This is a genomic window from Streptomyces sp. NPDC002054 (genome assembly GCF_040296685.1).
Classification (GTDB): domain Bacteria; phylum Actinomycetota; class Actinomycetes; order Streptomycetales; family Streptomycetaceae; genus Streptomyces.
In genome coordinates this window covers 132561-159153 of the sequence record NZ_JBEOXT010000021.1, presented here as the reverse complement: position 1 = coordinate 159153, position 26593 = coordinate 132561, and the positions used below count along the sequence as shown (strand labels likewise).

Genomic DNA, 26593 nt, shown 5'->3' with positions numbered 1-26593 from the left:
TTCGAGAACCCCAACCCGTTCTCCAACCTGTTCGAGATCTTCCTGATCCTCGTCATCCCGTTCTCGCTGACCCGCACCTTCGGCAAGATGGTCGGCAGCGTGAAGCAGGGTTACGCGATCCTGGCGACGATGGCCACCATCTGGCTGACCTTCACCGCGCTGATGATGTGGACCGAGTTCGCCCACCACGGCCCGGCGTTCGACCTCGCGGGCGGCGCGATGGAGGGCAAGGAGACCCGGTACGGCATCGCCGCCTCCTCGATCTTCTCGGTGGCGACCACGCTCACCTCCACCGGTGCGGTCAACTCCTTCCACTCCTCCTTCACCGGCCTCGGCGGCGGCATCCAGCTGCTGGGCATGCAGCTCGGCGAGATCGCCCCCGGTGGAGTGGGCTCCGGCCTCTACGGCATGCTGGTCATGGCGATCATCGCGGTGTTCATCGCCGGTCTGATGGTCGGCCGCACCCCCGAGTACCTGGGCAAGAAGATCGGCACCCGCGAGATCAAGTTCGCGGCCTGCTACATCCTCATCACCCCGGCGCTGGTGCTCGGCTTCACGGCCGCGGCGATGGCGCTGGACACCCCGGCGAACTCGATGACCAACAGCGGGGCGCACGGCTTCTCCGAGATCCTCTACGCCTACACCTCGGGCGCCAACAACAACGGTTCCGCCTTCGGTGGCCTGAACGCCGACACGCAGTGGTTCAACTCGACCATCGGCATCGCGATGCTGCTGGGCCGCTTCCTGCCCATGGTGTTCGTCCTGGCGCTGGCCGGCTCGCTCGCCGAGCAGAAGCCCGTCCCCGAGACGGCGGGCACGCTGCGCACCGACAAGCCCCTCTACACCGGGCTCCTGGTCGGCACGATCATGATCATCACTGGTCTGACCTACTTCCCGGCTCTGGCGCTGGGTCCGCTCGCCGAAGGGCTGGCGTCATGACCATCGACGTAAAGAAGCAGGACGCCATGTCCACAGCCACCCCCACCCGTGCTCCCCACTCCGACGTTCCCACCGGCCACAAGCCGGAGCAGACGCGAGTCGGCGGCGGTCTGTTCGACCCGAAGCAGCTGGTCAAGTCCTTCCCGGACGCGATCCGCAAGCTCGACCCGCGCGTGATGATCAAGTCGCCGGTCATGTTCGTGGTGCTCATAGGCTCGGTCGTCACCACCGTGCTGGCGATCAAGGACCCGACGGACTGGTTCGGCTGGGCGATCACCGCCTGGCTGTGGCTGACCACGATCTTCGCCAACCTCGCGGAGGCCGTCGCCGAGGGCCGCGGCAAGGCGCAGGCGGACACCCTGCGCAAGGCCAAGACCGACACCGTTGCCCGCCGCCTGGTCGGCGGGGACGAGGAGCGGGTGCCGGGCACCGATCTGAAGATCGGCGACCTGGTGGTCTGCGAAGCCGGCGACATCATCCCCGGCGACGGTGACGTCGTCGAGGGCGTGGCCTCCGTCGACGAGTCGGCGATCACCGGCGAGTCCGCGCCGGTCATCCGCGAGTCGGGCGGCGACCGCTCGGCCGTGACCGGCGGCACCAAGGTCCTCTCCGACCGCATCGTCGTCAAGATCACCACCAAGCCCGGTGAGACCTTCATCGACCGGATGATCAACCTGGTCGAGGGCGCCTCCCGGCAGAAGACCCCGAACGAGATCGCCCTCAACATCCTGCTGGCGTCCCTCACGATCGTCTTCCTGCTGGCCGTCGTCACCCTCCAGCCCTTCGCGATCTACGCCGGCGCCGAGCAGTCGATGATCGTGCTGACCGCGCTGCTGGTCTGCCTGATCCCGACCACCATCGGTGCGCTGCTCTCCGCGATCGGCATCGCCGGCATGGACCGCCTGGTCCAGCGCAACGTCCTGGCCATGTCCGGCCGGGCCGTCGAGGCCGCCGGCGACGTCTCCACCCTGCTGCTCGACAAGACCGGCACCATCACCCTCGGCAACCGCCAGGCCGCCGAGTTCGTCCCGGTCAAGGGCACCACCGAGGCGGAGGTCGCGGACGCGGCCCAGCTGTCGTCCCTCGCGGACGAGACCCCCGAGGGCCGCTCCATCGTCGTCCTGGCGAAGGAGAAGTACGGGCTGCGGGAGCGCCACCAGGGCGAGCTCGGCCACGCCGAGTGGATCGCCTTCACCGCCCAGACCCGTATGTCGGGTGTGGACGTGGACGGCAAGAAGATCCGCAAGGGCGCGGCCGGTTCGGTCATCGCCTGGGTCACCGAGCAGGGCGGCCAGGTGTCCGAGGACGCCGACGTCCTGGCGAGCCGGATCTCCGAGGCCGGCGGCACGCCGCTGCTGGTCGCGGTGGAGGACGAGAGCGGTGCCCGGATCCTGGGTGTCATCCACCTCAAGGATGTCGTCAAGGAGGGCATGCGCGAGCGGTTCGACGAGCTGCGCCGCATGGGCATCAAGACGGTCATGATCACGGGTGACAACCCGCTGACCGCCCGGGCCATCGCCGAGGAGGCCGGAGTCGACGACTTCCTCGCCGAGGCCACGCCCGAGGACAAGATGGCGCTGATCAAGCGGGAGCAGGCGGGCGGCAAGCTGGTCGCGATGACCGGTGACGGCACCAACGACGCCCCGGCGCTCGCGCAGGCCGATGTGGGCGTTGCGATGAACACCGGTACCTCGGCCGCCAAGGAGGCCGGGAACATGGTGGACCTGGACTCCAACCCCACCAAGCTCATCGAGATCGTCGAGATCGGCAAGCAGCTCCTGATCACCCGCGGCGCCCTGACCACCTTCTCCATCGCCAACGACGTCGCGAAGTACTTCGCGATCATCCCGGCCATGTTCGCGGTGGTCTACCCGGGCCTGGACAAGCTCAACATCATGGGCCTGTCCTCGCCGAACTCGGCGATCCTCTCCGCGGTCATCTTCAACGCGCTGATCATCATCGCGCTCGTACCGCTCGCCCTGAAGGGCGTGCAGTACCGGCCGACCAGCGCGGACAAGATGCTCCGCCGCAACCTGGGCCTCTACGGTCTCGGCGGCCTGATCGCCCCGTTCATCGGCATCAAGCTCATCGACATGCTCATCTCCCTCATCCCCGGAATCGGCTGACCCCATGAACACCTCTGTAGGCAACACAGCACGGTTGATCGGGGCGGGCCTGCGGGCCCTGCTGGTCCTCACGGTCATCTGCGGGGTCATCTACCCCCTCGTCGTGACCGGGATCGCCCAGGCCCTGTTCAACGACAAGGCCAACGGCTCCGAGATCAAGGACAAGAGCGGGCAGGTCGTGGGCTCTTCCCTGATCGGCCAGACGTACAACCTGCCCAAGCAGAACCCCGACGACCCGGAGGAGGCGGCCAAGCCGGACCTGAAGTGGTTCCAGCCGCGTCCCTCCAACGGCCTGGGCTCCAACAGCGTCAACACCCAGTACTCGCTGATCCTCTCCGGCGCCACCAACCGGGCCGGTGACAACGAGGACCTCATCAAGTGGGTCACCGACGCCAAGGCCGCCGTCGTCGCGGACAACTCCACCGCCACCTACAAGGTCAAGCCGGAGGACGTGCCCGCCGACGCCGTCACCTCCTCCGGCTCCGGCCTCGACCCGCACATCTCGCCCGAGTACGCGGGGCTCCAGGTCAACCGGGTCGCCGAGCAGAACAAGCTCGACGTCAAGCAGGTCGAGAAGCTGGTCGCCGACCACACCACCGGCCGCACCCTCGGCTTCATGGGTGAGCCCCGCGTCAACGTCCTCGAGCTCAACGTCGCCCTGAAGGCGCTCGCGCGGTGACCAGGGTGCTGGTGGTCGACGACGAGCCGCAGCTGGTACGGGCTCTGGAGATCAACCTGAAGGCGCGCCACTACGAGGTGGATTCCGCGCCGGACGGCAGCAGAGCCCTTGCGGCCGCCGCCGCCCGCCGGCCGGACGTCGTCCTGCTCGACCTCGGCCTGCCCGACATGGACGGGATCGAGGTCATCCGGCGGCTGCGTGGCTGGTCGCGGGTGCCGATCCTGGTGGTATCGGCCCGGCACAGCAGCGACGAGAAGGTCGAGGCGCTCGACGCGGGCGCCGACGACTACATCACCAAGCCGTTCAGCATGGACGAACTCCTTGCCCGGCTGCGGGCCTCCTCCCGGCGGACCCTGGAGTCCAAGGAAGCGGTCAGTGAGGACGTCATCGTGGAAACCGATGAGTTCACCATCGACCTGCTCGCCAAGAAGGCCAAGCGGCAGGGCAAGGAGGTCCGGCTCACGCCGACCGAATGGCACCTGCTGGAGGTGCTGATCCGCAACCGCGGCCGGCTGGTCACCCAGCGCGGGCTGCTCCAGGAGGTGTGGGGCTCCAGCTACGGAACCCAGACCAACTACCTGCGGGTCTACATGGCCCAGCTGCGGCGCAAACTCGAAGCGGACCCCGCCCACCCCCGGTACCTGATCACCACCCCGGGCATGGGCTACCGGTTCGACGCATAGGAACGGCTTCATCGATGGGACGCGGAAAGCTCCGGATCTACCTCGGCGCGGCGCCCGGTGTGGGCAAGACGTACGCGATGCTCTCCGAGGCGCACCGCCGGGTGGAACGGGGCACCGACGTCGTCGTCGGCTTCGTCGAGCACCACAACCGTCCGCGCACCGTCGTGATGCTGCACGGCCTGGAACAGGTCCCGCGCCGCGATCTCGACTACCGCGGCACCGTGTTCGCCGAGATGGACGTGGACGCGGTGCTGCGGCGGCGGCCGGCCGTGGCCCTGGTGGACGAGCTGGCCCACACCAACATCCCCGGCTCCCGCAACGCCAAACGCTGGCAGGACGTCGAGGAACTCCTCGAAGCCGGCATCGATGTGGTCTCCACCGTCAACATCCAGCACCTGGAATCCCTCGGCGACGTGGTCGAGTCGATAACGGGAGTGCGCCAGCGCGAGACGGTGCCGGACGAGGTGGTCCGGCGGGCCGACCAGATCGAGCTGGTCGACATGTCCCCGCAGGCCCTGCGCCGCCGGATGGCGCACGGCAACATCTACAAACCCGACCGGGTCGACGCGGCCCTGTCCAACTACTTCCGCCCCGGCAACCTCACCGCCCTGCGCGAACTCGCCCTGCTGTGGACCGCCGACCGGGTCGACGAATACCTCCGCGAATACCGCGGCGAGCACGACATCCGCACCACCTGGCAGGCCCGTGAACGCATCGTCGTCGGCCTGACCGGCGGCCCCGAAGGCCGCACCCTCATCCGGCGCGCCGCCCGCCTCGCCGAGAAGGGCGCCGGCGGCGAACTCCTGGCCGTCTACATCTCCCGCAGCGACGGCCTCTCCTCCGCCTCCCCCAAGGAACTCGCCGTCCAGCGCACCCTGGTCGAAGACCTGGGCGGCAGCTTCCACCACGTCATCGGCGACGACGTCCCCAGCGCCCTGCTGGAGTTCGCCCGCGGGGCGAACGCCACCCAGATCGTGCTGGGTTCCAGCCGCCGCAAGAGCTGGCAGTACGTCCTCGGGCCCGGGGTCGGTGCCACCGTGGCCCGCGAGTCCGGGCCCGACATCGACGTCCACATCGTCACCCACGACGAGGCGGCCAAGGGCCGCGGCCTGCCGGTGGCCCGCGGCGCCCGCCTGGACCGCTCCCGGATCGTGGCCGGCTGGCTGGTCGGCGTCCTCGGACCCGCCCTCCTCACCCTCCTCCTCACCACCCTGGAGCCGGGACCGGGGCTCGCCAACGACGTCCTGCTCTTCCTCGGCCTCACCGTCGCCGCCGCCCTGCTCGGCGGACTGCGCCCGGCTCTCGCCTCCGCGGCCGTCGGCTCCCTGCTGCTGAACTACTACTTCACCCCGCCCCTCCACACCCTCACCATCTCCGACCCCGAGAACATCGTCGCCATCTCGGTGTTCTTCGCGGTGGCGGCGTCGGTGGCCTCCGTGGTGGACCTGGCCGCCCGCCGCACCCACCAGGCGGCCCGGCTGCGCGCCGAATCCGAGATCCTCACCCTGCTCGCCGGCAGCCTGCTGCGCGGCGAGACCACTCTCGACGCCCTGCTGGAACGCGTCCGCGAAACCTTCGCCATGGAATCCGTCGCCCTGCTCGAGCGCGGCAGCGAGGTCGAACCGTGGACCAGCTCCGGCAGCGTCGGCCCCACCCCGGCCGCACGCCCCGAGGACGCGGACGTGGACATGCCCATCGGCGACCATATGGCCCTGGCCCTGACCGGCCGCGTCCTGCCGGCCGAGGACCGCCGCGTACTCGGGGCCTTCGCCGCCCAGGCCATGGCGCTGCTCGACCGGCAGCGGCTGGTCGGCGAGGCCCAGGAGGCCCGCAGCCTGGCCGAGGGCAACAAGATCCGTACGGCCCTGCTGGCCGCGGTCAGCCACGACCTGCGCACCCCGCTGGCCGGCATCAAGGCCTCCGTCAGCTCGCTCCGCTCCGACGACGTCGAATGGTCCGAGGAGGACCGCGCCGAACTGCTGGCCGGCATCGAAGCGGGCGCGGACCGGCTGGGAAACCTGGTGGACAACCTGCTCGACATGTCCCGCCTCCAGACGGGCACCGTCACCCCGGTGCTGCGCGAGATCGACCTCGACGAGGTCGTCCCGATGGCCCTGGGCGGCGTACCGGAAGGCAGCGTGGACCTCGACATCCCCGAGGATCTGCCCATGGTCACGGTGGACCCCGGCCTGCTGGAGCGGACGGTGGCCAACATCGTGGAGAACGCGGTCAAGTACAGCCCGGACGACACCGCGGTCCTGGTCGCGGCCAGCGCCCTGCGGGACCGGGTCGAACTCCGCGTCGTCGATCGCGGGCCCGGGGTCCCGGACGAGGCGAAGGAACGCATCTTCGCGCCGTTCCAGCGCCACGGCGACGCCCCGCGAGGCGCCGGAGTCGGCCTCGGCCTGGCCGTGGCCCGCGGCTTCGCCGAAGCCATCGGAGCCACCCTCACCGCCGAAGACACCCCAGGCGGAGGCCTCACCATGGTCCTCGCCCTCACCCTCACCCCGCCGGGGAACCGCCCCCCGGAGACCGGCGACCTGCAGAGAGCCCGCCGCTGAGCGACCGCTGGATCCCCGTACTGCTGGCGGGGCTGGCTGCTGCTGCCTCTAGGTTGCCTGTGCAAGGCTGTGTGGCAGCCGCATCCTGGCGTTCTGGGGCGAGTCGTGAACTGACGAGTAACTAGTCGGACAGGCGTCCAAGCAGGGCGCCCTGGCCGGACTGGAGGATGTGCGCGGCCTCCAGCGGGATCCACGAGAGTTCACGAAGGAGCGGATCGTCGAGACTGCCTCGCGGTACGGCCTGGGCGCAGAGGCGGAGGTTCCCACGGCGAACCGGCGGAGTATCTCCGATGCCCTCGTCACCGGCCCTGGGGGCATACGGATCGGCTGGGAGATCCAGTACCACCACCTCAGCCCCAGCAGCGTGCACCGCCGCTCGGTCAACGCCGTGCAGCACGACATCACGCCCCTGTGGGTGGCCAAGGACCGCACAGCCTCCCTCATCGACCGCGCGCCCTGGGCTCGCGTGGACGACATGCCGTGGAAGAACATCGCCGGCGGCAAGGAGATGGTGATCCGCGGCGGGTACCGCTATCTGCAGGTGTGGAAGTGCGTGCCCAGTAGCAACCGGCACTGTCTGTTGTCCGACGGTGCGGGTCATTGTGGTGGTGTTCACTCCGACTGGTTCGTGCCTGCGCTGTGCGAGCCGGAGAAGAGGGCGGTCCACCTCGAAGACCTTGTGCTGGAGAGCGCCACGCGGGAGAGCGTGCCGGTCTACGTTCCCAACCGCGGCAGCGGCCGGGCTGGACGGCACATGTGGGTGCCGTCGGCTGACTGCGAGCGGTGGCGGGAGCTGATCGGTGAGGAGGAGCCGCTCCCTGATTTCCCCGTGCAGGAGGGCGACGACGAGATCACCTTCGCCGAGCAGGAGGTGGACCGGACCTGCCGGGCCGGCGAGGAGGGCTGGTTCGTCAGCGACGCCCGGCCCATCCGCGATCTCGGCCAGCCCACCGGCGGCTTCACCCTCGCCCGAATGCCGGCTCAGCGGTCCCGGAACCCGATGCTGATCACTGCCGTCGAGCGGGCCGCTGCCTCCGCCGCGCTGGGCTGCCCGCCGTGGGAGCTCGGGCCGTGCTCTGAGTGCGGCCAGCTGATGCGCAGGTACGGGCGGGACGCCGCCATGTTCTGTCGTGTGTGCCGCGCCGTTCTCAACGGCTGAGACCAGAACTGAGACCGCTCGCAAAACGGTCGGACTGGCGCAGTGTGTCTCCATACGCGGTCGGGGGTGGTGTCAGACGCTGTCACGGGTGGCGGGGCGCAGGCGAGCCGGCAGGGAACAGGCCACAGTCCCGCCGGGGAGGCGGTGGCGGTTCATGGCCACGACCCGATACACGAGGCGGGCAGTCCAGCTGATCGGGGGCAGTGTCATGGCCCGCCCTGTGAGTCGCCAGGACCGGCGCGGGCACTGTCTCAGCAGGTGAGCCACCGCATCCGCGCCGCCGTGCACGACCGCAGTGCGGGGCTCGATCCACAGGACCTCGCGGTCGGCTCGTTCGACGGTAACGCCCAGTGCGTCCACATCGGCGAACTGCCAGGGGGTGATGACGGCGTCGGTGTCCAGCAGGCGCACGGCGGTGTCGACGGCTTTGGCGCAGAAGCCGCAGTCGCCGTCGAAAAGCAGTATGGGACGTTCGGCCACTGGGATTCTCCCTTGCATCCTGAGCTGACGCCTCCTTCGGCGTGCGCACCATCGTGTGCCGTTCCTTGTCGGCATTGCTGCTGGCTTTATGTGAGTCCCATTTCGTCCGTCTGCCCGCGCCGTAGGAGTGCGGCCGCCCCGGCTTGCTCGCCGACGTGTGCCGGCTCGGCATCTTGTTCGGGTGTGGGGAGCGTGGGGGCTGCCGGTTTGGTGATGTGGAACTGGATGGTGGAGCCGAGCGGCAGGCACAGCAGGAGGATTCCTCCGGCCATGGCGAGGGCGAAGCTCCAAAGTCCCATCATCAGGGCGATGGAGAGGTGGAAGATGAGGCCGGCGCCCATGGCCCACCATCGCAGGCGCTGCGGCAGCAGCAGGGAGATGGCCAGGGAGCCCTCGATAGCGAGGGGCAGCCAGGTCATCAGCGCCACCCCGAGCGGGGTGCCAATGACAGGTGCGACAAGCGTGTCGAGCCATGGGGCGGGGCCGAAGTCGAGGTTGGTGCCCCAGTACCACATGGCGGTTCCGTCCTGCCATTCGCCATGGGGCAGCTTGGCGATGGCAGCCTGGAAGTAGACGACGATCATCTGGAGGCGCAGCATGACCAGTCCGCCGGTGCCGATGAGTGCGAGCAGTTGGGTGGCGCGCGTCTGCGGCGTCCGCGCTGGAGGTTGTGCCCAGTGCCAGCGCCGCCTGTCCCCGAGGGCTGGGAGGACGAACAGGACAGAGAGGATCAGGGCGATCTGGTCGCCGCCGTCGACGATCGCGATGCCAGAGAAGACGCTGTAGTTGATGTAGGCGTGAGGCAGTGCGGTGAGCTGGGGACGCCAGCCCGATGCGACGACCAAGAGGGCGATGACGCACCCCCATTTGATCCAGGTCAGGTGCGTGTAGTCGTCCGGAGAAAGGCAGAAGATGCTGGCTGCGGTGGTGGAGGTGCAGGCCGGGTAGTCACCGATGGTGGCCACGGGCCGGAACAGGGTTTCCGCACTCGATGCGGCCAGGGTTCCGGCCGTGCCCAGGGCAACGAGGGTGCGGGCGAAGCCGTAGACGTTGGTCCAGGGCAGCGGGATGCGTCGTTGGTTCACGGGCACGTCACATCCCAGACAGCGATGCGCTCGGGGGTGTGAGGCTCAGGGGAGAGGTGACGCCAGGCCCAGGGGACCGGCCGCATATCCGCCACGGCGGCGCGTCCGCACAGGGTTGGGTCCGGTGAGGGGTTGGTCGTCGTCGTTGCCTGGGCTGCTGCTCTCTTCAGGCAGTCCGTCACCGAACGCGCTTCCGCGCACGGGGTCCACGCGACGTTCTCCTGGTGGAGCAGCAGGGCTACCTCGATGCCCTGGGATCTGGAGGCGCGGTCGAGCCCGAAGGCGTTCGACGGCTTGGAGTGCGGGGTGAGCGCCGCGCTGTGCCACTGGCCGCCGGTCATGCGGTAGGGGGCGTACTGAGAGTCCTTTGCGGACTTGGTGAAGAAGGCCCAGCCCTGGGGAGCGATCACGGTCGCCACCTTCCGGGTCTTGCCCTGCCCGGGAAGGGAGATGGTGTTGTGCGGCAGGAAGCTTTGGGCCACGTAGAGGCAGATGACGACCCAGGCCGCGGTGGTCGCCGTGACCCAGGTGCGGGGCACGGTGACCGAATGGTCGGGAGAGTGGGAGTGCAGCTGAATTCTGTCGGTGAGACGCATGGGACGGATGTGCCCTTGACTGGTCGGCGAAGCCTGGTGGCCTGCGGGAGCGGAGGACGAGAGGCGGCGGGCCGGCCGCCAGGCGCCTTGGAGGCCGGCCCGCCGCTGTGCGCCGCGCTTAGGCCGCCAGGACCCGCGTCAGCCCGGCGATCTGCTCGTCCTTCGTCAGAGAACTCCCGCCGTTGGACGGCGAGGACCAGAAGTTGAGCGCGTTCACAATGTTGCCCGCCGCCTGGATGTTGACGGCGACGGAGACGTTGACCGCGCCGCCGAGGTTCACGGCGACCAGCACGTTGACGGCGAGCACCACGGTCGCGCACTGAGCGGTTCCGGTTCCGATGTCGCCGGCGTTGGCCGCCTTCGACGACGCCAGCGACTGCAGGATCTTGCCGGCCTCGGCGACCCCGCTTTCCACCTGTCGAGGGTCGCCGGAGCGGAGCTTCGCCGAGAAGGAGCCGAAGAACTGCGGCTGCTCCCTCTGTATCCGGTCCAGGACCCCGGACACGGCCTGCCGCTGCTCGGCGGTGCTGTTCTTCTCGCGGAGGGCCGCGACGTCCACGAACGCGCCGGAGTCGGCGAGTTCTGCCGCTACGGCCCCCTGGGCGAAGGCCAGGCCTTCGAAGAGAGCCCGACCGTCCTGGGCGGCCTCGGCCGTGGACGCGGCGGCTAAGGACGAACCGGCCTGGCTCGCTACGGGTGTGGCCACAGCCTGCTGGGCTACGACACCGCCGAGCCCGAGGACGGTGACGGCGGCGATGGCGACGCTTGTGCGCCTGTGCATGTACAGCTCCCTGCTTCTCGTGATGTTCCAGTGGTTACTCATCGCAACCGTGGATCATGGACGAGTGAACGCTACAAGCGTTCGATGGCAGGTCAACGTTCTTTATCGGGCGATGTCGGGAAATCAAGCCAAGTACTCACGGTTACGTGTAGCCGACAGCAGCCTGGGTATGGGGATCCCTGACCGATCGAATTGTTCTATCTCGATACAAACAAATCCAGTGACGTGATCCACAGAGAGGATCGATGTCGATGTCGACGCATCCCGCGCCGCCTGTCGGCCTCACGCGACGCGCGGCCTTAGTCGCCGCGCCCTTCGTAGTCGGGGCATTGGCCACCTCAATCGCGTTCTTGCTGCTCCGGGACTCGTTCCCCGACAAGATCGCCACTCACTTCACCCTCGACGGCGCCGCCGACGGTTACAGCTCACCCACCACAACACTTGGCCAATACATGCTGTTGTTCGTGATCGAAGCCGTCGGCACCATCGCCGCGGGCTTCTCCTCCAGGTCGGCCCTGACGACGGCCAGGTCGCTGGCCGTCTTCGCCTCCGGCCTGTCCGCCGCTACCGCCTACGGCCTGGTTGCCGCCATGCGGGCCGTCAGCGTTGCCGACGGACACAGCATCCAACTGCCCCTCTACCAACTGCCTGTAGCCATTGCAGTCGGTGCAGCAACGGGCGCTGTGGTCTGGCTTGTCTCCCGGCGGCGGGCATGAACCGCCCTTCCGCTTCGCACCCGGTAATGGTTTGGCATCGCTTCCTGGCCAGCGGCTGGATGCTCGCTACCGGCGCCGTCTCGGCTGTTGGCCTGACTGTCGTTGCGGTCGTCGACCGCCCCCACCGGGCCATCGCCCTGTGGCTCCTGGTCGTCTCCGCGGCTTTCCTGGCCACCGGAGCCATCCGCGTCACCGTCTCTGCCCGCGGCGTCACCGCCGGCTCCGCTGTGTTCCCCTTCCTGCGCCGGCGATTTCCCCTCGAACGCATCGAGAGCGCCTCCGCCCGCTGGACCCGGCCCACTGAGATCGGGGGATGGGGCTACCGCTGGAACCCGGGCCTCAGCTCCATATCGCTGCGCGAAGGTGACGCCCTATGGCTCACCCTGACAGGGGGCAACCAGTTCGTGATCACCATCGACGACGCCGGTACCGCCGCTGAACTTACCAACGATCTCCTGGCTCACGGACGCAAAGGTCCCTGACATGCTGGTCACCATCGACTCGTCCTCACCCCAGAGTCTCGCGGAGCAGGTCGCCGCCTCCGTACGCCGCAGCATGGCCGACGGAAAGCTCCGCAGGGGCGACCGCCTGCCCTCCGCCCGCGCCCTGGCCCGCACCCTGGACATCAACATGCATACCGTCCTGCGCGGCTACCAGATCCTCAGGGACGAGCGGCTCATCGAACTCCGCCCCGGACGCGGAGCGGTCGTCACCGCCGAAGCCGCCGGCCAGGCCCTGGTCATCGACGCATGCCGACACTTCATTTCCCTTGCTAGGGGAACAGGCATGACAGGGCCCGACATCCTCCAACTCATTGCCGAACAGCTCGATCCGACCACCTGAACAGAGGTGTTCCTGTCAGCAGCGAACAGGGCATCGGTCGGGTCTGTCGGCTGGACAGACCCGATCAGGGCTCGCCTTACGTGCCCTTCTCCCAGATTTCTCCCAAACGATCTCCGGAAACCACTCAGGGGCCTGATCCACTAAATGGATCAGGCCCCTGAACTGGTATTTCTCTGTCGGGGTGGCGGGATTTGAACCCACGACCTCTTCGTCCCGAACGAAGCGCGCTGCCAAGCTGCGCTACACCCCGATCGCCGCCTTGACAGGCTTGCTGTCCTGGCGACATCGATTACTCTAGCGGACCCTCGCCCGTAGACGAAATCCGGTTTACGGCGAGGCGGGGGCCGGGCGGCGGCGGCCTGCCCGGATCAGGGCGAGGCCCAGCGCACAGAAGGCTAGGCCGGCGGTGTCAGCGTGAGCAGGGTTGCCTCCGGTGGGCAGGCGAAGCGGACCGGGGTGAATCGGTTGGTGCCGCAGCCGGCCGAGACGTGGAGGAAGGACCGGTGGCCGTCGGTCTCGTGGGTGGAGAGGCCCTTCACCCGGTCCGTGTCCAGGTCGCAGTTGGTGACCAGGGCGCCGTAGAAGGGAATGCACAGCTGCCCGCCGTGCGTATGGCCCGCCAGGATCAGCGGGTAGCCGTCCGCCGTGAACGACTCGAGGCTCCGCAGGTATGGCGCGTGCACCACGGCCATGGAGAAGTCCGCGTCCGGCTCCGGTCCGCCCGCCACCTGCTCGTACCGGTCCCGCTTGATGTGCGGGTCGTCCAGTCCGGTGAAGGCCAGCTCCAGGTCCTGCAGTTTGAGCCGGGCCCGGGTGTTGGTGAGGTTCAGCCAGCCCGCCTCGTCGAAGGCGTCCCGCATCTCCTCCCACCGGTTGTGGACGGCACCGACCACCGGCTTGTTGCCGTTCAGGCCGTGCCGGCCCTGCACCTTCTCCAGCAGGTAGAGGGCGGGATTGCGCAGCCGCGGCCCGTAGTAGTCGTTCGAGCCGAAGACGTACACGCCGGGGAAGGACATCAGCGGACCGAGCGCATCGAGCACGTCGGGGATGGCCTCGGTGTCGGAGAGGTTGTCGCCGGTGTTGACCACGAAGTCCGGGCGGAGCCCGGCCAGGGACTGCAGCCAGGCGCGCTTCTTGTGCTGGCCGCGCACCATGTGGATGTCCGAGACCTGCAGGACCCGGAGTGGACGCATCCCGCGCGGCAGGACGGGCACGGTCACCCGGCGCAGCCGGAAGGATCTCGCCTCGAAGCCGGCGGCGTAAGCCACTCCGGCTGCCCCGACCGCCGCAATGCCGGCGGTGACCTTCAGGGGTACTCCGTAACGCGCGCGCATGGGGACATCGTCGCAGATGGCGGGGATGCGTAAAACGAGTGGGCGGCACCGGGGGGCCACCTGGCAGACTCGAACCATGACCACGCTCAAGGCCAAGTTGCAGGACGACCTCACCACCGCCATCAAGGCGCGCGACGAGCTGCGCTCGTCCACCCTCCGCCTCACCCTCTCCGCGATCACCAAGGAGGAGGTGGCCGGCACGACCGCCCGCGAGCTCTCCGATGAGGAGGTGCTCAAGGTGATCGCCAAGGAGGCGAAGAAGCGCCGCGAGGCCGCCGATGCCTTCGCCAAGGGTGGCCGTCCCGAGCAGGCGGAGCGGGAGATCGTCGAGGGCAAGGTCCTGGACGAGTACCTGCCGAAGCAGCTGACCGACGAGGAGCTGCGGGAGATCGTGGCCCAGGCCGTCGCGGAGGCCAAGGCGGCGGGGGCCGAGGGGCCGCGCGCCATGGGTGCCGTCATGAAGATCGTGGGCCCGAAGGTGGCCGGGCTGGCCGAGGGCGGGCGGGTCGCCGCCGTCGTCAAGCAGCTGCTCGCCTAGCTAAATGGGGAGGGCCCCGGCCTGAATGGCCGGGGCCCTCCCCTTTACCTGTCGGTCGAGCCTCAGCGAGGGCCGCCGGTGCCGTTGTTCGGGCCGCCGATGACGCCGGGGAGGCCGGGGAACGGATTGCCCGTATTGCCGCCCGCGCCATTGGCGCCGCCTGCGCCGCCCGCGCCACCCGCGCCGCCGCCCGGTCGGCCGCCGCCCGGACCGCCGGTTGCGCCGGCGGCCGTCCCGGCCGCCGCCCCGCCCGGTCGCCCGTCGCCGGGCTTGCCGTCACCCGGCCGGTTGGGCCGGTTGGGCTTGCCGCGACCGCCGGGGACCGGCACCGAGGCATCCGGCGGCATGGTCACCGTGACGAAGTTCTCCACCGGGCGGCCGGCCAGCGCGCCCGAGACCGCCTGCTTCCAGATCGGACCGGGCAGACCGCCGCCGAAGACCTTGTCGTAGTACTCGCCGCCGATGGTGATCCGCTCCATCGAGACCTGCTTGGAGCCGCCCGAGCCGACCCAGGTGGCACCCGCCAGGTTCGGCGTGTACCCGACGAACCAGGCGTTGTAGCGCTCGTCCGTGGTACCCGTCTTGCCCGCGCTCTGCCGGTCGGTCAGGCCCGACTGCCGGCCGGTGCCGGAGTCGACCACGCCGAGCAGCAGGGTGTTGATGGTGTCGGCGGTGCTCTCCTCCATCACCCGGTCGCACTTGGTCTTCGGGACCTGGAGCGCCTTGCCGTGCGAGTCGGTGATCGACTCGATGGCGACCGGCGTGCAGTAGGTGCCCCGGTTGGCGAAGGCGGCGTAGGCGTTGGCCATGGTCAGCGGGGACATGCCCTCGGTGCCCAGCGAGATCGCGGGGACCTGCTTGAGCTTGGTGCCGTCCGCCGGGATGACCTTGAGCTTGTTGGTCATCTCCGTCAGCGGGCACAGGCCCATCTCGCTGATCATCTCGACGAAGTACGTGTTGACCGACAGCGCCATGGCTTCCCTCATGGCGTACGGGCCGACCTCGGACTCGGTCTCGTTCTCCACCTTGTCCTTGGGCCTCCCGGTGTTCACCCACGGCCGGTCGCCGCAGGTCTGCACCGGGCTCGGGTACTCCATCTGGTACGGGGAGAGGTAGGTCTTCGACGGCTGGATGCCCCGCTCGATGGCGGCGGCGGCCACGAAGGGCTTGAAGGTCGAGCCCGTCGGGAAGCCGAAGTTCGACCCGCCCATCCGCTTGTCCACGGAGAAGTTGATCTGGGTCTCGTTCTTCCCGAAGCCGTACGGCTTGGACTGGCCCATGGCCATGACCCGGCCGGTGCCCGGCTGGACCAGCGTCACCGCCGTCGCGACCTTGTCGTCCTGATCCACGTGGTCCTTGATCGACTCGTTGACCGAGTCCTGGGACTGCGGGTCCAGGGTGGTACGGATGGTCAGGCCGCCCTGGTTCCAGACCTTGGCGCGGTCCTGCCGGCTCGCGCCGAACACCGGGTCGGACAGGAAGGTGTTGCGGACGTAGTCACAGAAGAAGCCGGCGCCCTTCACGGCGGTGATGCAGCCGTTGCGCGGCCTGGTTACCTTCAGCTGGACCGGCTTGGCCTTGGCGGCGTCCGCCTCCGCCTGCGAGATGTCCTTGACGTCGGCCATCCGCTGGAGGACCACGTTCCGGCGGTTCATCGCCTCCGTGGAGTCGTTCACCGGGTCGTACCGGCTGGGCGACTGCACGAGGCCGGCCAGCAGTGCCGACTGTTCCAGCGTCAGGTCCTTGGCGGGCTTGCTGAAGTAGCGCTGCGCCGCGGACTCGATGCCGTAGGCCTGCTGGCCGAAGTACGTGATGTTGAGGTAGTTCTCGAGGATCTTCTTCTTCCCGAGCTCCTCCTCGACCTGGATCGAGTACTTCAGCTCGCGGATCTTGCGGCCCAGGCTCTTCTGCTGGGCTTCCCGCACCTTGGTCGAGTCGTCGCCGGCCTCTTCGACGAACACGTTCTTCACGTACTGCTGGGTCAGCGTGGAGGCGCCCTGCGCGGCGCCGCCCTCCTGCGCGTTCCGGTTGACCGCGCGCAGGATGCCCTTGAGGTCCACCGCACCGTGCTCGTAGAAGCGCGAGTCCTCGATCGCGACGATCGCCTTCTGCATGTACGGAGAGATGGCGGTGAGCGGGACAACCTGCCGGTCGCGCGAGTACACGGTGGCGATCAGGCCACCCTCGGCGTCCAGGATCGTGGTGCGCTGACTCAGCGGCGGAGTCTTGAGATTGGCTGGGATCTCGTCGAATCCCTCGACGGTCCCCTTTGCGGCGAGGCCCAGGGCGCCCGCGCCCGGGATCGCGATGCCGGCGAGGACAAGTCCGGAGAGAACGGACACTCCGAGGAACTTGGCGGCCTGCTGACTCCCCGAGAGCCCTCCGCCCGAGCGCTTCTTTGCCATGGAGGCAGCCTACGTTCTCATTCGCCGGACACGCGCGAATGCCTTGGCCTAAGCTGCTCTCAACTGTCACAGCAGTGTGGTGCCACATCAACCCCTCGGCTTGATTTTCACCCTTCCCGAATGGGGTGGACTGATGTCCGAATCTCGCGCCTCCCTCTGTTGGCCCCCTGGCGATTGCACCCGAATTGCCGGAATGGTCGGGCATGTCGCGCGATCACTCCGTCGGGTGATCTGCCGCTTACCCATAGTCCGTTCGGACCATTCAAGATTGGGCCCGTCGGGGGTGTTGCACTGTGCTCGCCTTCCGTAACGTCCTCAACTGGCAGCGGTGAATATGCCGCTGCCGCCGTGGGGGAGCCTCGATTCGGGAGAGGACGGCGCCGGCATGGGCTGGGTTACCGACTGGAGTGCGCAGGCAGCCTGCCGCACTACCGATCCGGATGAACTGTTCGTTCAAGGAGCGGCACAGAACAGGGCCAAGGCGGTGTGCACCGGATGCCCGGTGCGGACCGAATGCCTGGCCGACGCGCTCGACAATCGCGTCGAGTTCGGCGTATGGGGCGGCATGACCGAGCGGGAACGGCGCGCATTGCTGCGCAGGCGTCCCACCGTCACCTCTTGGCGACGGCTGCTCGAAACCGCCCGTACGGAGTACGAGCGCAGCACCGGCATCCTGACCGTGGATGTCGATGCGGAGCTCGACGTTCCGTACGAGACCTATGCCGCGGCCGGGTAGCCGCGGGTAGTCACAGGAACAGGTACGCCTATCGACCCCCGGCCGGCCGCGACCCGGCGGCCGCGAGTCGTTCACCGATGGCCCGCAGCCCGGCGAGGTCGTGCACATCGCCGGGCAGGGCGGCCACTTCGGCCACCGCCACATCGGGGTGCAGCGAGGCGAAGCGGTCCCGCGTGCGCTGCTCGCGCGCGATCACCTGCATCCGTTCCGCGTGCAGGCGCAACAGCCCCGCGGTGATGTCGTCCACCGTGAGCTCGTCCGCGTCAGGGGGAGTGTCGGCGTCGGAGTCACGCAGTCCAGCTTTCCCGGACTCCTGATCGACAATGCCGCCTTCCTCAAGATTCTCCGCAGCCGTCAGCGCCCGCTCGGCGGAGAGCTGTTCGGCCCCGCTGCCGTGCACCCGGTTCAGCACCAGCCCGGCCAGCGGCATCCGCTCCTCGGCCAGCCGCTCGACGAAGTACGCCGCCTCGCGCAGGGCGTCCGGCTCGGGCGCCGCGACCACCAGGAAGGCCGTGCCGGGAGCCTGCAGCAGCCGGTACGTGGCATCGGCCCGGTTCCGGAAGCCGCCGAACATGGTGTCCATCGCGGCCACGAAGGTCTGTACGTCCTTCAGCAGCGAGGCGCCCATCAGCTTGCTGAGCGTGCCCGTCATCAGCGACAGGCCGGCCATGCCGAGGTTCAGGAACTTCATTCCGGCCCGGCCGCCCACCTTCGCCGGTGCCATCAGCACCCGGATGAACTTCCCGTCCAGGAAGGACCCCAGGCGTTTCGGGGCGTCCAGGAAGTCCAGCGCGGACCGGCTCGGCGGGGTGTCCACGACGATCAGGTCCCAGTCGTCCCGGGCGCGCAGCTGACCCAGCTTCTCCATCGCCATGTACTCCTGCGTGCCCGCGAAGCCGGCCGACAGGGACTGGTAGAAGGGGTTCTCCAGGATCGCCCGGGCCCGGTCGCCGTCCGCGTGCGCCTCGACGATCTCGTCGAAGGTCCGCTTCATGTCGAGCATCATGGCGTGCAGTTCCCCGCCGGAGCGATCACCGGAGCCGTCGCCATCGCCGCCGACGCCGTCGACCTTCCGCGGGGTGTTGTCCAGCTCATCGATCCCCATCGACTGGGCCAGCCGGCGCGCCGGGTCGATGGTCAGCACCACCACCCGCCGGCCCCGCTCGGCCGCCCGCACCCCCAGGGCCGCCGCCGTGGTCGTCTTGCCCACCCCGCCGGCCCCGCAGCACACCACGATCCGCGTCTTCGGATCGTCCAGCAGCGCGTCCACCGCAAGCACCGGCGGAGCGTCCATGCCCGCCCCCGCGACCTCGGTCGTCATTCTTCTCCCGCCTGCTTGCGCAGCTCAGTCGCCAGCTCGTAGAGCCCGGCCACGTCCATGCCCGTGCCGAGCAGCGGCAGTTCGTACGTCGGGACGTCGAGCCCGGCCAGGACCCGGCGCTGTTCGCGCTCCAGCCCCACCCGCTCGGCGTGCTCCGCGGCCTGTTCCAGCAGCGGTCCCACCAGCCGCTCGGCCGGCCCGCCGCGCCGGGCCCCGCCCAGCCCCGCCCGGGACAGCGCCGCGGCCACCTCGGCCCGGCGCTCACCGGACGCCGCCCGCAGGGCCTTCTCGTCCAGGTGGTGCGGTCGCACCATGTTGACGACCACCCGGCCCACCGGAAGCCCGGCTTCCCGGAGTTCCTCGATGCCGTCCGCCGTCTCCTGGACCGGCATCTCCTCCAGCAGCGTCACCAGGTGCACTGCCGTCTCGGGGGACTTGAGCACCCCCATCACCGCCTGCGCCTGGTTGTGGATCGGCCCGAACCGGGCCAGCCCCGCCACCTCGTCGTTGACGTTCAGGAACCGGGTGATCCGTCCGGTCGGCGGCGCGTCCATCACCACGTGGTCGTAGACGAACCGGCCCGCCTTGTCCTTCCGCCGGACTGCCTCACAGGCCTTGCCGGTCAGCAGCACGTCCCGCAGACCCGGCGCGATGGTGGTGGCGAAGTCGATCGCCCCCAGCTTCTTCAGGGCCCGCCCGGCCGACCCGAGTTTGTAGAACATCTGCAGGTAGTCCAGCAGCGCCCGCTCCGCGTCGATCGCCAGCGCATGGACCTCCCCGCCGCCCGGCACCACGGCGATCTTCCGCTCCTCGTACGGGAGCGCCTCCGTCCCGAAGAGCTGCGCGATGCCCTGCCTGCCCTCCACCTCCACCAGAAGTGTCCGCCTGCCCTCGCGCGCGAGGGCCAGCGCGAGTGCCGCGGCGACCGTGGTCTTCCCGGTTCCGCCCTTGCCGCTGACCACCTGGAGCCTGCTCACAACCGACGAGCCTAATTCCTCCGCCCCCGCTCCGGTCGGGCCGGGTGGTCCCGACCGGACATGTCGTACGCATCCGCCCGAGCCCCGGGCGCCGCACGGGGGCACCGGCCGCAGGCACTACGCTCGGCCCCATGACCAAGAAGTTCGAATACGCGACGGTCCCGCTGCTGGTCCACGCCACCAAGCAGATCCTGGACACCTGGGGCGAGGACGGCTGGGAGCTCGTCCAGGTCGTGCCCGGGCCGAACAACCCCGAGCAGCTCGTGGCCTACCTCAAGCGGGAGAAGGCATGAGTGCCGTAGAGGCGAAGCTCGCCGAGCTCGGTCTGACCCTGCCGGAGGTCGTGCCGCCGCTGGCCGCGTACCAGCCGGCCGTCCGCTCGGGCCAGTACGTCTACACCGCGGGCCAGCTCCCGATGGTGAAGGGCTCGCTGCCGATCACCGGCAAGGTCGGTGCGGAGGTCTCCGCGGAGCAGGCCAAGGAGCTGGCCGCGATCTGCGCGCTGAACGGGCTGGCCGCCGTCAAGTCCGTGGTCGGTGACCTCGACCGGATCGTGCGTGTGGTGAAGGTCGTCGGCTTCGTCGCCTCGGCCCCCGATTTCACCGGCCAGCCGGGTGTCCTGAACGGCGCCAGCGAGCTGCTCGGCGAGGTGCTCGGCGAGAAGGGCGTGCACGCCCGCAGCGCGGTCGGTGTCGCGGTCCTGCCGCTGGACGCGCCGGTCGAGGTCGAGTTCCAGATCGAGATCTCTTCCTGATCTCCTCCTGCATCTCTAACTGCATCTCTTCCTGACCCGCCGGAGTACGGCTCGGGGCCGGGCTCAGCCCGGCCCCCTCGAACATCGGGCCGGATGGTCGTAGCATCCGGCCATGTCGAAGCGCGAGCAGTCCCCAGCCGCCGCCCCCGCCGGAGGCCAGTGGTATCCGCCGGAGTGGCCCGACCGGATCCGGGCCCTGACCGAGGGGTCCCTCACCCCGGTCGCGCCCAAGCGGGCCGCCACCGTGATGCTGCTCCGGGACACTCCCGAGGGCCCCGCCGTCCACATGCTGCGGCGGCGTGCCTCGATGGCCTTCGCCGGAGGCGCGTACGCCTATCCCGGCGGCGGGGTCGACCCGCGCGACGAGGACCACCGGATCGGCTGGGCGGGCCCCTCCCGGCAGGAGTGGGCCGACCGGCTCGGCACCGACGCCGCCACCGCCCAGGCCATCGTCTGCGGGGCGGTCCGGGAGACCTTCGAGGAGGCCGGGGTGCTCCTCGCCGGCCCCGCCGACGGCACCCTGATCCCCGACTTGACCGGCGACGACTGGGAGGCCGACCGGCTGGCCCTGGTGGCCCGGGAGCTCTCCTTCGCCGAATTCCTCGACCGCCGCGGCCTCGTCCTCCGCTCCGACCTGCTCGGTGCCTGGGCCCGCTGGATCACCCCGGAATTCGAGGCCCGCCGGTACGACACCTGGTTCTTCGTGGCCGCCCTGCCCGAGGGCCAGCGCACCCGCAACGCCTCCACCGAAGCCGACCGGACCGTGTGGATCCGCCCCGCGGACGCGGCGGCCGGCTACGACAAGGGCGAGCTGCTGATGATGCCGCCCACCATCACCACCCTGCGCTCCCTGGAGCCGTACGGCACCGCCGCCGCGGCCGTTGCCGCAGCCGCCGCCCAGGACCTCACCCCGGTCCTGGCCCGGGCCGTCATGGAAGGCGGGGAGATCGTGCTCTCCTGGCCCGGCCACGACGAGTTCACCAAACGGGTACGCATCACCGGGGGCCCCGCATGACAAGTGCAGCCGCTCTGCCCGGACAGCCCCGCGGAATCGTCACCTCCGGCCCGGCCACCGCCCGCGCGGTCAATGTCCTGGCCCCCAACCCGTCCGCCATGACCCTGGACGGCACCAACACCTGGCTGGTCTCCGAGCCCGACTCCGAGCTCGCGGTGGTCATCGACCCCGGCCCGCTGGACGAGGGACACCTGCGCGAGGTCATCGCCACGGCCGAGAAGGCGGGCAAGCGGATCGCGCTGACCCTGCTCACCCACGGCCACCCCGACCACGCGGCGGGTGCCGGCCGGTTCGCCGAGCTCACCGGCACCAAGGTGCGCGCCCTGGACCCGGCCCTGCGCCTGGGGGACGAGGGCCTGGCCGCCGGCCAGGCCATCCGGGTCGGCGGCCTGGAGATGCGGGTGGTCCCCACCCCCGGCCACACCGCCGATTCGCTCTGCTTCCACATCCCCGCCGACCGCGCCGTGCTGACCGGGGACACCATCCTCGGCCGCGGCACCACGGTGGTCGCCCACCCCGACGGGCGGCTGGGCGACTACCTGGACTCGCTGCGCCGGCTGCGCTCCCTCACGGTCGACGACGGGGTGCACACGGTGCTGCCGGGGCACGGGCCGGTGCTGGACGACGCCCAGGGCGCCGTGGAGTTCTACCTCGCCCACCGGGCGCACCGGCTGGCCCAGGTGGAGACGGCGGTGGAGAACGGGTTCAGCACCCCGGCCGAGGTGGTCGCCCATGTTTATGCGGACGTGGACCGGTCGCTGTGGCCTGCCGCAGAATGGTCCGTACGTGCGCAGTTGGAGTATCTGCGCGATCACGGACTGATCCCCGGGGGCCCCGAATGACCACCACCTTCCTGCTGCTGGCACTGATCGCCACGGCGAGCTGGATCACCACCACCGTGAGCCGGCGGATCCAGCAGCTGGAGCGGAAGGCGGACCGGCTGGAGCGCCGGCTCGGCCTGGTGCTGGACCACTTCGGCATCGAGGAGCCGGAGCCGGCCGGGCTGGACGGGGTCCGGGAGCTGCTGGGCGCGGGCCGGACGATTGAGGCGATCAAGGAGTACCGGCGGATCACCGGTGCCGAGCTGTACGAGGCGAAGCAGGCGGTCGACGCACTGAGCGCGGCGGAACCCCGGGACACTCCCGGCTCGTTCTAGGCGGCTCGTTCTAGGAGGAGCCGGGGGCGCCGGGCGGGCGGGGGCTCTTGGTGCCGTGCCGGGTCGTGTACTCGTCCGCGAGCCAGGGCCCGAGGTCCTCGACGTAGCTGCGCAGGACGCCGGGATCCGTGCCGGGCGCCAGCGCCGCGGCAGCCGCGGCGCACATTTGTGCTGCCCGCTCCGGGTAGTACCGGCCGAACACCTCGGCGGATTCCCGCAGGTCACTGGTCCAGCCGCCCCAGCGGGGCATGACCAGGGTGAACCCGGTCCGCACCAGGCGCCGGGCGAACTGTCGGCTCAGCTTCCGGTACTCGGCGGGGGTGTGTGCCGCTGTGAGCCGGGCCCGCCACGCCGGCAGTACGGCGGCCAGGTCGCCGTTGGTCTCGCGGGCCAGCAGCCCGTCCGGGCGGTAGCGGGGCAGGTGCTCGGCCAGATCGGAGCCGAGCAGCGGGGTGCACAGGCAGGCCAGGAACCAGCCCAGGTCGTATCGTTCCTGCTCGCTCAGCAGGAGCTCCTTGGAGTACAGCAGGATGCCGGCGCCGTCGATCACGTCGAAGTCCTCGTCGAGCCCCCGGCCGAGCACCTCGGCGATGTCCCGGTCGTCCTGGGTGGGCTCGTGCTGGAGGGCGAGCAGCAGGTCGAGGTCGGATTCCCCGGGGCGGGCGGTCCCGCGCGGCACGGAGCCGTACAGGTAGGCGCTGTGCAGCCGCCGCCCGTACGCCTCGGCGGTGCGGGAGCGGGCCGCTGCCACGACGGCCCGGAACCCGGCGGGTACCCGGCCCAGGTCTCCCTCGCGTTCGATGTACCCCTGTCCGTCCAGCCCTCGATGCTCCATGCGGATCACTGTGCCCGGCGTTCTCGACGGTGCCGGGACCACCCCCGGCCGGGCGTGTCGTCCCGCGGGGGCGGGGGCGGGAACGCGCGGAGGGGCCCCGCCCGTCCGGGCAGGACCCCTCTCACAGCGCGATCGCTCAGCGCGAGCGCTTCGCCAGTCGCTCCACGTCCAGCAGGATCACGGCACGGGCCTCCAGGCGGAGCCAGCCGCGGCCTGCGAAGTCGGCCAGCGCCTTGTTCACCGTCTCGCGGGAGGCGCCGACGAGCTGCGCCAGCTCCTCCTGGGTCAGGTCGTGGACCACGTGGATGCCTTCCTCGGACTGCACGCCGAAGCGGCGCGACAGGTCCAGGAGGGCGCGGGCGACCCGGCCCGGCACATCGGAGAAGACCAGGTCGGACATCTGGTCGTTGGTCTTGCGCAGGCGCCGGGCGACGGCGCGCAGCAGGGCCGTGGCCACCTCGGGGCGGGCGTTCAGCCAGGGCTGGAGGTCGCCGTGGCCCAGGCCGAGCAGCTTGACCTCGGTCAGCGCGGTGGCCGTGGCCGTCCGCGGGCCCGGGTCGAACAGCGACAGCTCGCCGATCAGCTCGCCGGGGCCGAGCACCGCAAGCATGTTCTCGCGGCCGTCGGGGGAGGTGCGGTGGAGCTTCACCTTGCCCTCGGTGACCACGTACAGCCGGTCACCGGGGTCGCCCTCGTGGAACAGGGCGTCACCGCGTGCGAGGGTCACCTCGCCCATGGAGGCGCGGAGCTCCGCGGCCTGCTCGTCATCGAGCGCCGCGAAGAGCGGGGCGCGCCGCAGAACGTCGTCCACGAGTCTCTCTCCTATGTCGACCGGCTCAGGGGACCGTGCTCCCCATTTTGCCGGACGCTACAAACAGTGCGATCAATCACAAGGATGCCGGACGGACGGGTGTGCTGTGCGGTGTTACCGGAGGTCCGGGCGGGTGTCACTGCCGCGCCTTAGGCTGGCGGAGTGTCCAATAAGCCGGTGAGAGCACAGGCCAAGGGGTCCGCGGGAGTGACCGCCGCCCTGAATTCAGCTGTGGGCGAACAGGGGGTTGGCGCGGCTCCGGCCCGCCCCCCGGGCAAAGCTTCGGCCAAGAAAGCTGTGGGAAAGACCAAGCCGGAATCACATCTGGCGATGGTGCGCCGCGCCCGGCGGATCAACCGGGAGCTGGCCGAGGTCTATCCCTACGCCCACCCCGAACTCGATTTCCGGAATCCCTTCGAGCTGCTGGTCGCGACGGTCCTGTCGGCCCAGACCACCGACCTCCGGGTGAACCAGACCACCCCGGCGCTGTTCGCGGCGTACCCGACGCCCGAGGACATGGCCGCGGCCGTGCCGGAAGAACTGGAGGAGCTGATCCGCCCGACCGGGTTCTTCCGGATGAAGGCGAAAGCCCTGCAGGGCCTCTCCGTGGCCCTGCGGGACAACTACGGGGGCAATGTGCCCGGGCGGCTCCAGGACCTCGTCACGCTGCCGGGAGTGGGCCGCAAGACCGCCAATGTGGTCCTCGGCAATGCGTTCGGGGTCCCCGGGATCACCGTGGACACCCACTTCGGCCGGCTGGTGCGGCGGTGGAAGTGGACCGAGCAGGAGGACCCGGAGAAGGTCGAGGCGGAGATCTGCGCGATCTTTCCGAAGAGCGAGTGGACGATGCTGTCCCACCGGGTGGTCTTCCACGGCCGCCGGATCTGCCACTCCCGCAAGCCGGCCTGCGGGGCCTGCCCGATCGCCCCGCTCTGTCCGGCCTACGGGGAGGGCGAGACCGACCCGGAGAGGGCGCGGAAGCTGCTCAAGTACGAGATGGGCGGACAGCCGGGGCAGCGGCTCAGCCCGCCGCCGGACTACCCGGGCCTGCCGGCCCGTCCGCTGGGCGGCGGCACGGCGGACGGCACCTCCGGCTGACGGGGGTTCCGGGCAGGTCCCGGCAGGTCCCGGGCTGGTTCCGGGCTGGTTCCGGGCGCGAGGACAGCCCCGGCCCGTGGTGCGGGTGCGGGTACGAGCGGTACGTGAAGATCAGAACGGGGTGCCCATGACAGGGGCCGAGCAGAGCGGGCCCACGGCCGCCGCCGAAGCGGCCGGTGCGCCGCATCACCCGGCGTACGAGGCGACGTACCACCGCGGTCGGGCGGCAGGCGGCCCCGCCGCCGGACCGGGCACGGGCACGGGGGCGGGCGGCGGTCAGGGCGGGGACCACTGCATCCGGGTCAGCGCCCATGGCCTGCCCGACTGGCTGGAGCCGGTCGAGCGGGCCGCCCGGACCGTCGAGCCCCGCCAGCTCAGCCGGTTCCTGCCACCGTCCGACGGCCGAGGCCGCCAGTCCGCCGTCCTCATCCTCTTCGGCGAGGGGCCGGACGGGCGGCCCGAGCTGCTTCTGATGGAGCGGGCCGGCAGCCTGCGCTCGCACGCCGGGCAGCCGTCCTTCCCGGGCGGCGCCCTCGACCCCGAGGACGGCGACCCGCAGACCACCGGCCCGCTGCGGGCCGCCCTCCGCGAGGCCGAGGAGGAGACCGGACTCGACCCGGCCGGCGTCCAGCTCTTCGGGGTGCTGCCGAGCCTGTACATCCCGGTCAGCGAGTTCGTGGTGACCCCGGTGCTGGGCTGGTGGCACACCCCCAGCCCGGTCGGTGCCGTGGACCCGGCCGAAACCGCCCGGGTCTTCACGGTGCCCGTGGCGGATCTCACGGACCCGGAACACCGGGTCACGGTCGTCCATCCCAGCGGCCACCACGGCCCGGCCTTCACCGTGGCATCCGCCCTGGTCTGGGGTTTTACCGCCGGGGTCATCGACCGGCTGCTGCACTTCGCCGGATGGGAGCGGCCGTGGGACCGATCACGTGAGGTCCCGCTGGACTGGCGCGCATGAGACG

The 26593-nt window shown here is 70.0% G+C and carries 28 protein-coding genes and 1 tRNA gene; 18 read left to right on the top strand and 11 right to left on the bottom strand.

Annotated elements, in window-relative coordinates; genetic code table 11:
* From kdpA to ABT123_RS21470, 6 genes are all read left to right on the top strand, one after another.
* Positions 1-939: potassium-transporting ATPase subunit KdpA (kdpA, locus tag ABT123_RS21495; protein WP_351316930.1), on the top strand; the 939-nt coding region annotated here is incomplete at its 5' end.
* Entirely contained in the window at positions 936-3065 is a 2130-nt protein-coding gene (gene kdpB / locus ABT123_RS21490) for a potassium-transporting ATPase subunit KdpB (RefSeq protein ID WP_351316927.1), read from the top strand. The genes kdpA and kdpB, both read left to right, overlap by 4 nt.
* 4 nt (positions 3066-3069) lie before the next feature.
* Positions 3070-3744, top strand: a complete 675-nt coding sequence (locus ABT123_RS21485) for a potassium-transporting ATPase subunit C (RefSeq protein ID WP_351316924.1) — start codon at positions 3070-3072, stop codon at positions 3742-3744.
* Positions 3741-4427, top strand: a complete 687-nt coding sequence (locus tag ABT123_RS21480) for a response regulator (protein ID WP_351316921.1) — start codon at positions 3741-3743, stop codon at positions 4425-4427. Before ABT123_RS21485 ends, ABT123_RS21480 begins: the two co-directional genes overlap by 4 nt.
* Positions 4428-4441: 14 nt before the next feature.
* Positions 4442-6988 carry a DUF4118 domain-containing protein gene (locus tag ABT123_RS21475; RefSeq protein WP_351316918.1) on the top strand — a complete coding sequence of 849 codons (2547 nt, stop codon included), beginning with the start codon at positions 4442-4444 and terminating at the stop codon, positions 6986-6988.
* Between the two features lie 169 nt (positions 6989-7157).
* On the top strand, positions 7158-8147 hold the full coding sequence (locus tag ABT123_RS21470; protein ID WP_351316915.1) for a competence protein CoiA family protein: 990 nt from the start codon (positions 7158-7160) through the stop codon (positions 8145-8147).
* 72 nt (positions 8148-8219) lie between these two features.
* Here the strand turns inward: ABT123_RS21470 and ABT123_RS21465 are convergent, their stop codons facing one another.
* The 4 genes from ABT123_RS21465 to ABT123_RS21450 all read right to left on the bottom strand — a co-directional run bounded on the left by ABT123_RS21465 (position 8220) and on the right by ABT123_RS21450 (position 11089).
* Positions 8220-8627, bottom strand: coding sequence for a thiol-disulfide oxidoreductase DCC family protein (locus ABT123_RS21465; RefSeq protein ID WP_351316912.1), 408 nt, complete (start codon positions 8625-8627; stop codon positions 8220-8222).
* A gap of 86 nt (positions 8628-8713) precedes the next feature.
* Positions 8714-9712 carry a sporulation-delaying protein SdpB family protein gene (locus tag ABT123_RS21460; protein WP_351316909.1) on the bottom strand — a complete coding sequence of 333 codons (999 nt, stop codon included), beginning with the start codon at positions 9710-9712 and terminating at the stop codon, positions 8714-8716.
* A complete protein-coding gene (locus ABT123_RS21455) occupies positions 9709-10308 on the bottom strand; it encodes an SdpA family antimicrobial peptide system protein (RefSeq protein ID WP_351316906.1) in 600 nt (199 codons plus the stop codon). Before ABT123_RS21455 ends, ABT123_RS21460 begins: the two co-directional genes overlap by 4 nt.
* 118 nt (positions 10309-10426) lie before the next feature.
* Positions 10427-11089: a sporulation delaying protein family toxin gene (locus tag ABT123_RS21450; RefSeq protein WP_351316903.1), complete on the bottom strand. Its 663-nt coding sequence runs from the start codon at positions 11087-11089 to the stop codon at positions 10427-10429.
* Between the two features lie 251 nt (positions 11090-11340).
* Here ABT123_RS21450 and ABT123_RS21445 point away from each other — a divergent pair, with 251 nt between their 5' ends.
* Genes ABT123_RS21445 through ABT123_RS21435 form a run of 3 tightly spaced genes read left to right on the top strand, consistent with a single transcriptional unit; the run spans position 11341 to position 12648 of the window.
* Entirely contained in the window at positions 11341-11805 is a 465-nt protein-coding gene (locus tag ABT123_RS21445; protein WP_351316900.1) for a DUF1648 domain-containing protein, read from the top strand.
* Entirely contained in the window at positions 11802-12287 is a 486-nt protein-coding gene (locus ABT123_RS21440) for a hypothetical protein (RefSeq protein ID WP_351316897.1), read from the top strand. The genes ABT123_RS21445 and ABT123_RS21440 overlap by 4 nt, the downstream gene beginning before the upstream one ends.
* 1 nt (position 12288) lies before the next feature.
* Positions 12289-12648, top strand: a complete 360-nt coding sequence (locus tag ABT123_RS21435; RefSeq protein WP_351316895.1) for a GntR family transcriptional regulator — start codon at positions 12289-12291, stop codon at positions 12646-12648.
* 176 nt (positions 12649-12824) lie between these two features.
* On the opposite strand, the gene ABT123_RS21430 is transcribed toward ABT123_RS21435, so the two are convergent.
* Positions 12825-12898: transfer RNA gene (locus tag ABT123_RS21430), tRNA-Pro, on the bottom strand.
* Between the two features lie 145 nt (positions 12899-13043).
* Positions 13044-13982: a metallophosphoesterase gene (locus ABT123_RS21425; protein WP_351316892.1), complete on the bottom strand. Its 939-nt coding sequence runs from the start codon at positions 13980-13982 to the stop codon at positions 13044-13046.
* Positions 13983-14058: 76 nt separating this feature from the next.
* Here ABT123_RS21425 and ABT123_RS21420 point away from each other — a divergent pair, with 76 nt between their 5' ends.
* Entirely contained in the window at positions 14059-14520 is a 462-nt protein-coding gene (locus tag ABT123_RS21420; protein ID WP_351316889.1) for a GatB/YqeY domain-containing protein, read from the top strand.
* A gap of 62 nt (positions 14521-14582) precedes the next feature.
* On the opposite strand, the gene ABT123_RS21415 is transcribed toward ABT123_RS21420, so the two are convergent.
* Positions 14583-16925, bottom strand: coding sequence for a transglycosylase domain-containing protein (locus tag ABT123_RS21415; protein WP_351316886.1), 2343 nt, complete (start codon positions 16923-16925; stop codon positions 14583-14585).
* A 385-nt stretch (positions 16926-17310) separates the two neighbouring features.
* Here ABT123_RS21415 and ABT123_RS21410 point away from each other — a divergent pair, with 385 nt between their 5' ends.
* On the top strand, positions 17311-17661 hold the full coding sequence (locus tag ABT123_RS21410) for a WhiB family transcriptional regulator (protein ID WP_351316957.1): 351 nt from the start codon (positions 17311-17313) through the stop codon (positions 17659-17661).
* A gap of 28 nt (positions 17662-17689) precedes the next feature.
* Here the strand turns inward: ABT123_RS21410 and bagB are convergent, their stop codons facing one another.
* Entirely contained in the window at positions 17690-18982 is a 1293-nt protein-coding gene (gene bagB / locus ABT123_RS21405; RefSeq protein WP_351316884.1) for an ATPase BagB, read from the bottom strand.
* Entirely contained in the window at positions 18979-19959 is a 981-nt protein-coding gene (gene bagA / locus ABT123_RS21400; protein ID WP_351316881.1) for an ATPase BagA, read from the bottom strand. Before bagA ends, bagB begins: the two co-directional genes overlap by 4 nt.
* 131 nt (positions 19960-20090) lie before the next feature.
* Between bagA and sp36 the strand changes: the two genes are divergently transcribed.
* From sp36 to ABT123_RS21375, 5 genes are all read left to right on the top strand, one after another.
* Positions 20091-20252, top strand: coding sequence for a Sp36 family protein (sp36, locus tag ABT123_RS21395; protein ID WP_007264966.1), 162 nt, complete (start codon positions 20091-20093; stop codon positions 20250-20252).
* Entirely contained in the window at positions 20249-20713 is a 465-nt protein-coding gene (locus ABT123_RS21390) for a RidA family protein (protein WP_351316878.1), read from the top strand. Before sp36 ends, ABT123_RS21390 begins: the two co-directional genes overlap by 4 nt.
* A 112-nt stretch (positions 20714-20825) precedes the next feature.
* Positions 20826-21728 carry an NUDIX hydrolase gene (locus ABT123_RS21385; RefSeq protein ID WP_351316875.1) on the top strand — a complete coding sequence of 301 codons (903 nt, stop codon included), beginning with the start codon at positions 20826-20828 and terminating at the stop codon, positions 21726-21728.
* Positions 21725-22570 carry an MBL fold metallo-hydrolase gene (locus ABT123_RS21380; protein WP_351316874.1) on the top strand — a complete coding sequence of 282 codons (846 nt, stop codon included), beginning with the start codon at positions 21725-21727 and terminating at the stop codon, positions 22568-22570. Before ABT123_RS21385 ends, ABT123_RS21380 begins: the two co-directional genes overlap by 4 nt.
* Positions 22567-22884 carry a hypothetical protein gene (locus tag ABT123_RS21375; RefSeq protein WP_351316872.1) on the top strand — a complete coding sequence of 106 codons (318 nt, stop codon included), beginning with the start codon at positions 22567-22569 and terminating at the stop codon, positions 22882-22884. Before ABT123_RS21380 ends, ABT123_RS21375 begins: the two co-directional genes overlap by 4 nt.
* Positions 22885-22894: 10 nt before the next feature.
* Here the strand turns inward: ABT123_RS21375 and ABT123_RS21370 are convergent, their stop codons facing one another.
* Together ABT123_RS21370 and ABT123_RS21365 are read right to left on the bottom strand one after the other, a co-directional pair.
* Entirely contained in the window at positions 22895-23719 is an 825-nt protein-coding gene (locus ABT123_RS21370) for a nucleotidyltransferase domain-containing protein (protein ID WP_351316869.1), read from the bottom strand.
* Between the two features lie 136 nt (positions 23720-23855).
* Entirely contained in the window at positions 23856-24530 is a 675-nt protein-coding gene (locus tag ABT123_RS21365; RefSeq protein WP_003981529.1) for a Crp/Fnr family transcriptional regulator, read from the bottom strand.
* Between the two features lie 207 nt (positions 24531-24737).
* Between ABT123_RS21365 and nth the strand changes: the two genes are divergently transcribed.
* Together nth and ABT123_RS21355 are read left to right on the top strand one after the other, a co-directional pair.
* A complete protein-coding gene (nth, locus tag ABT123_RS21360; protein WP_502971007.1) occupies positions 24738-25628 on the top strand; it encodes an endonuclease III in 891 nt (296 codons plus the stop codon).
* A gap of 127 nt (positions 25629-25755) precedes the next feature.
* Entirely contained in the window at positions 25756-26589 is an 834-nt protein-coding gene (locus ABT123_RS21355) for an NUDIX hydrolase (RefSeq protein ID WP_351316864.1), read from the top strand.
* Positions 26590-26593 lie beyond the last annotated feature (4 nt).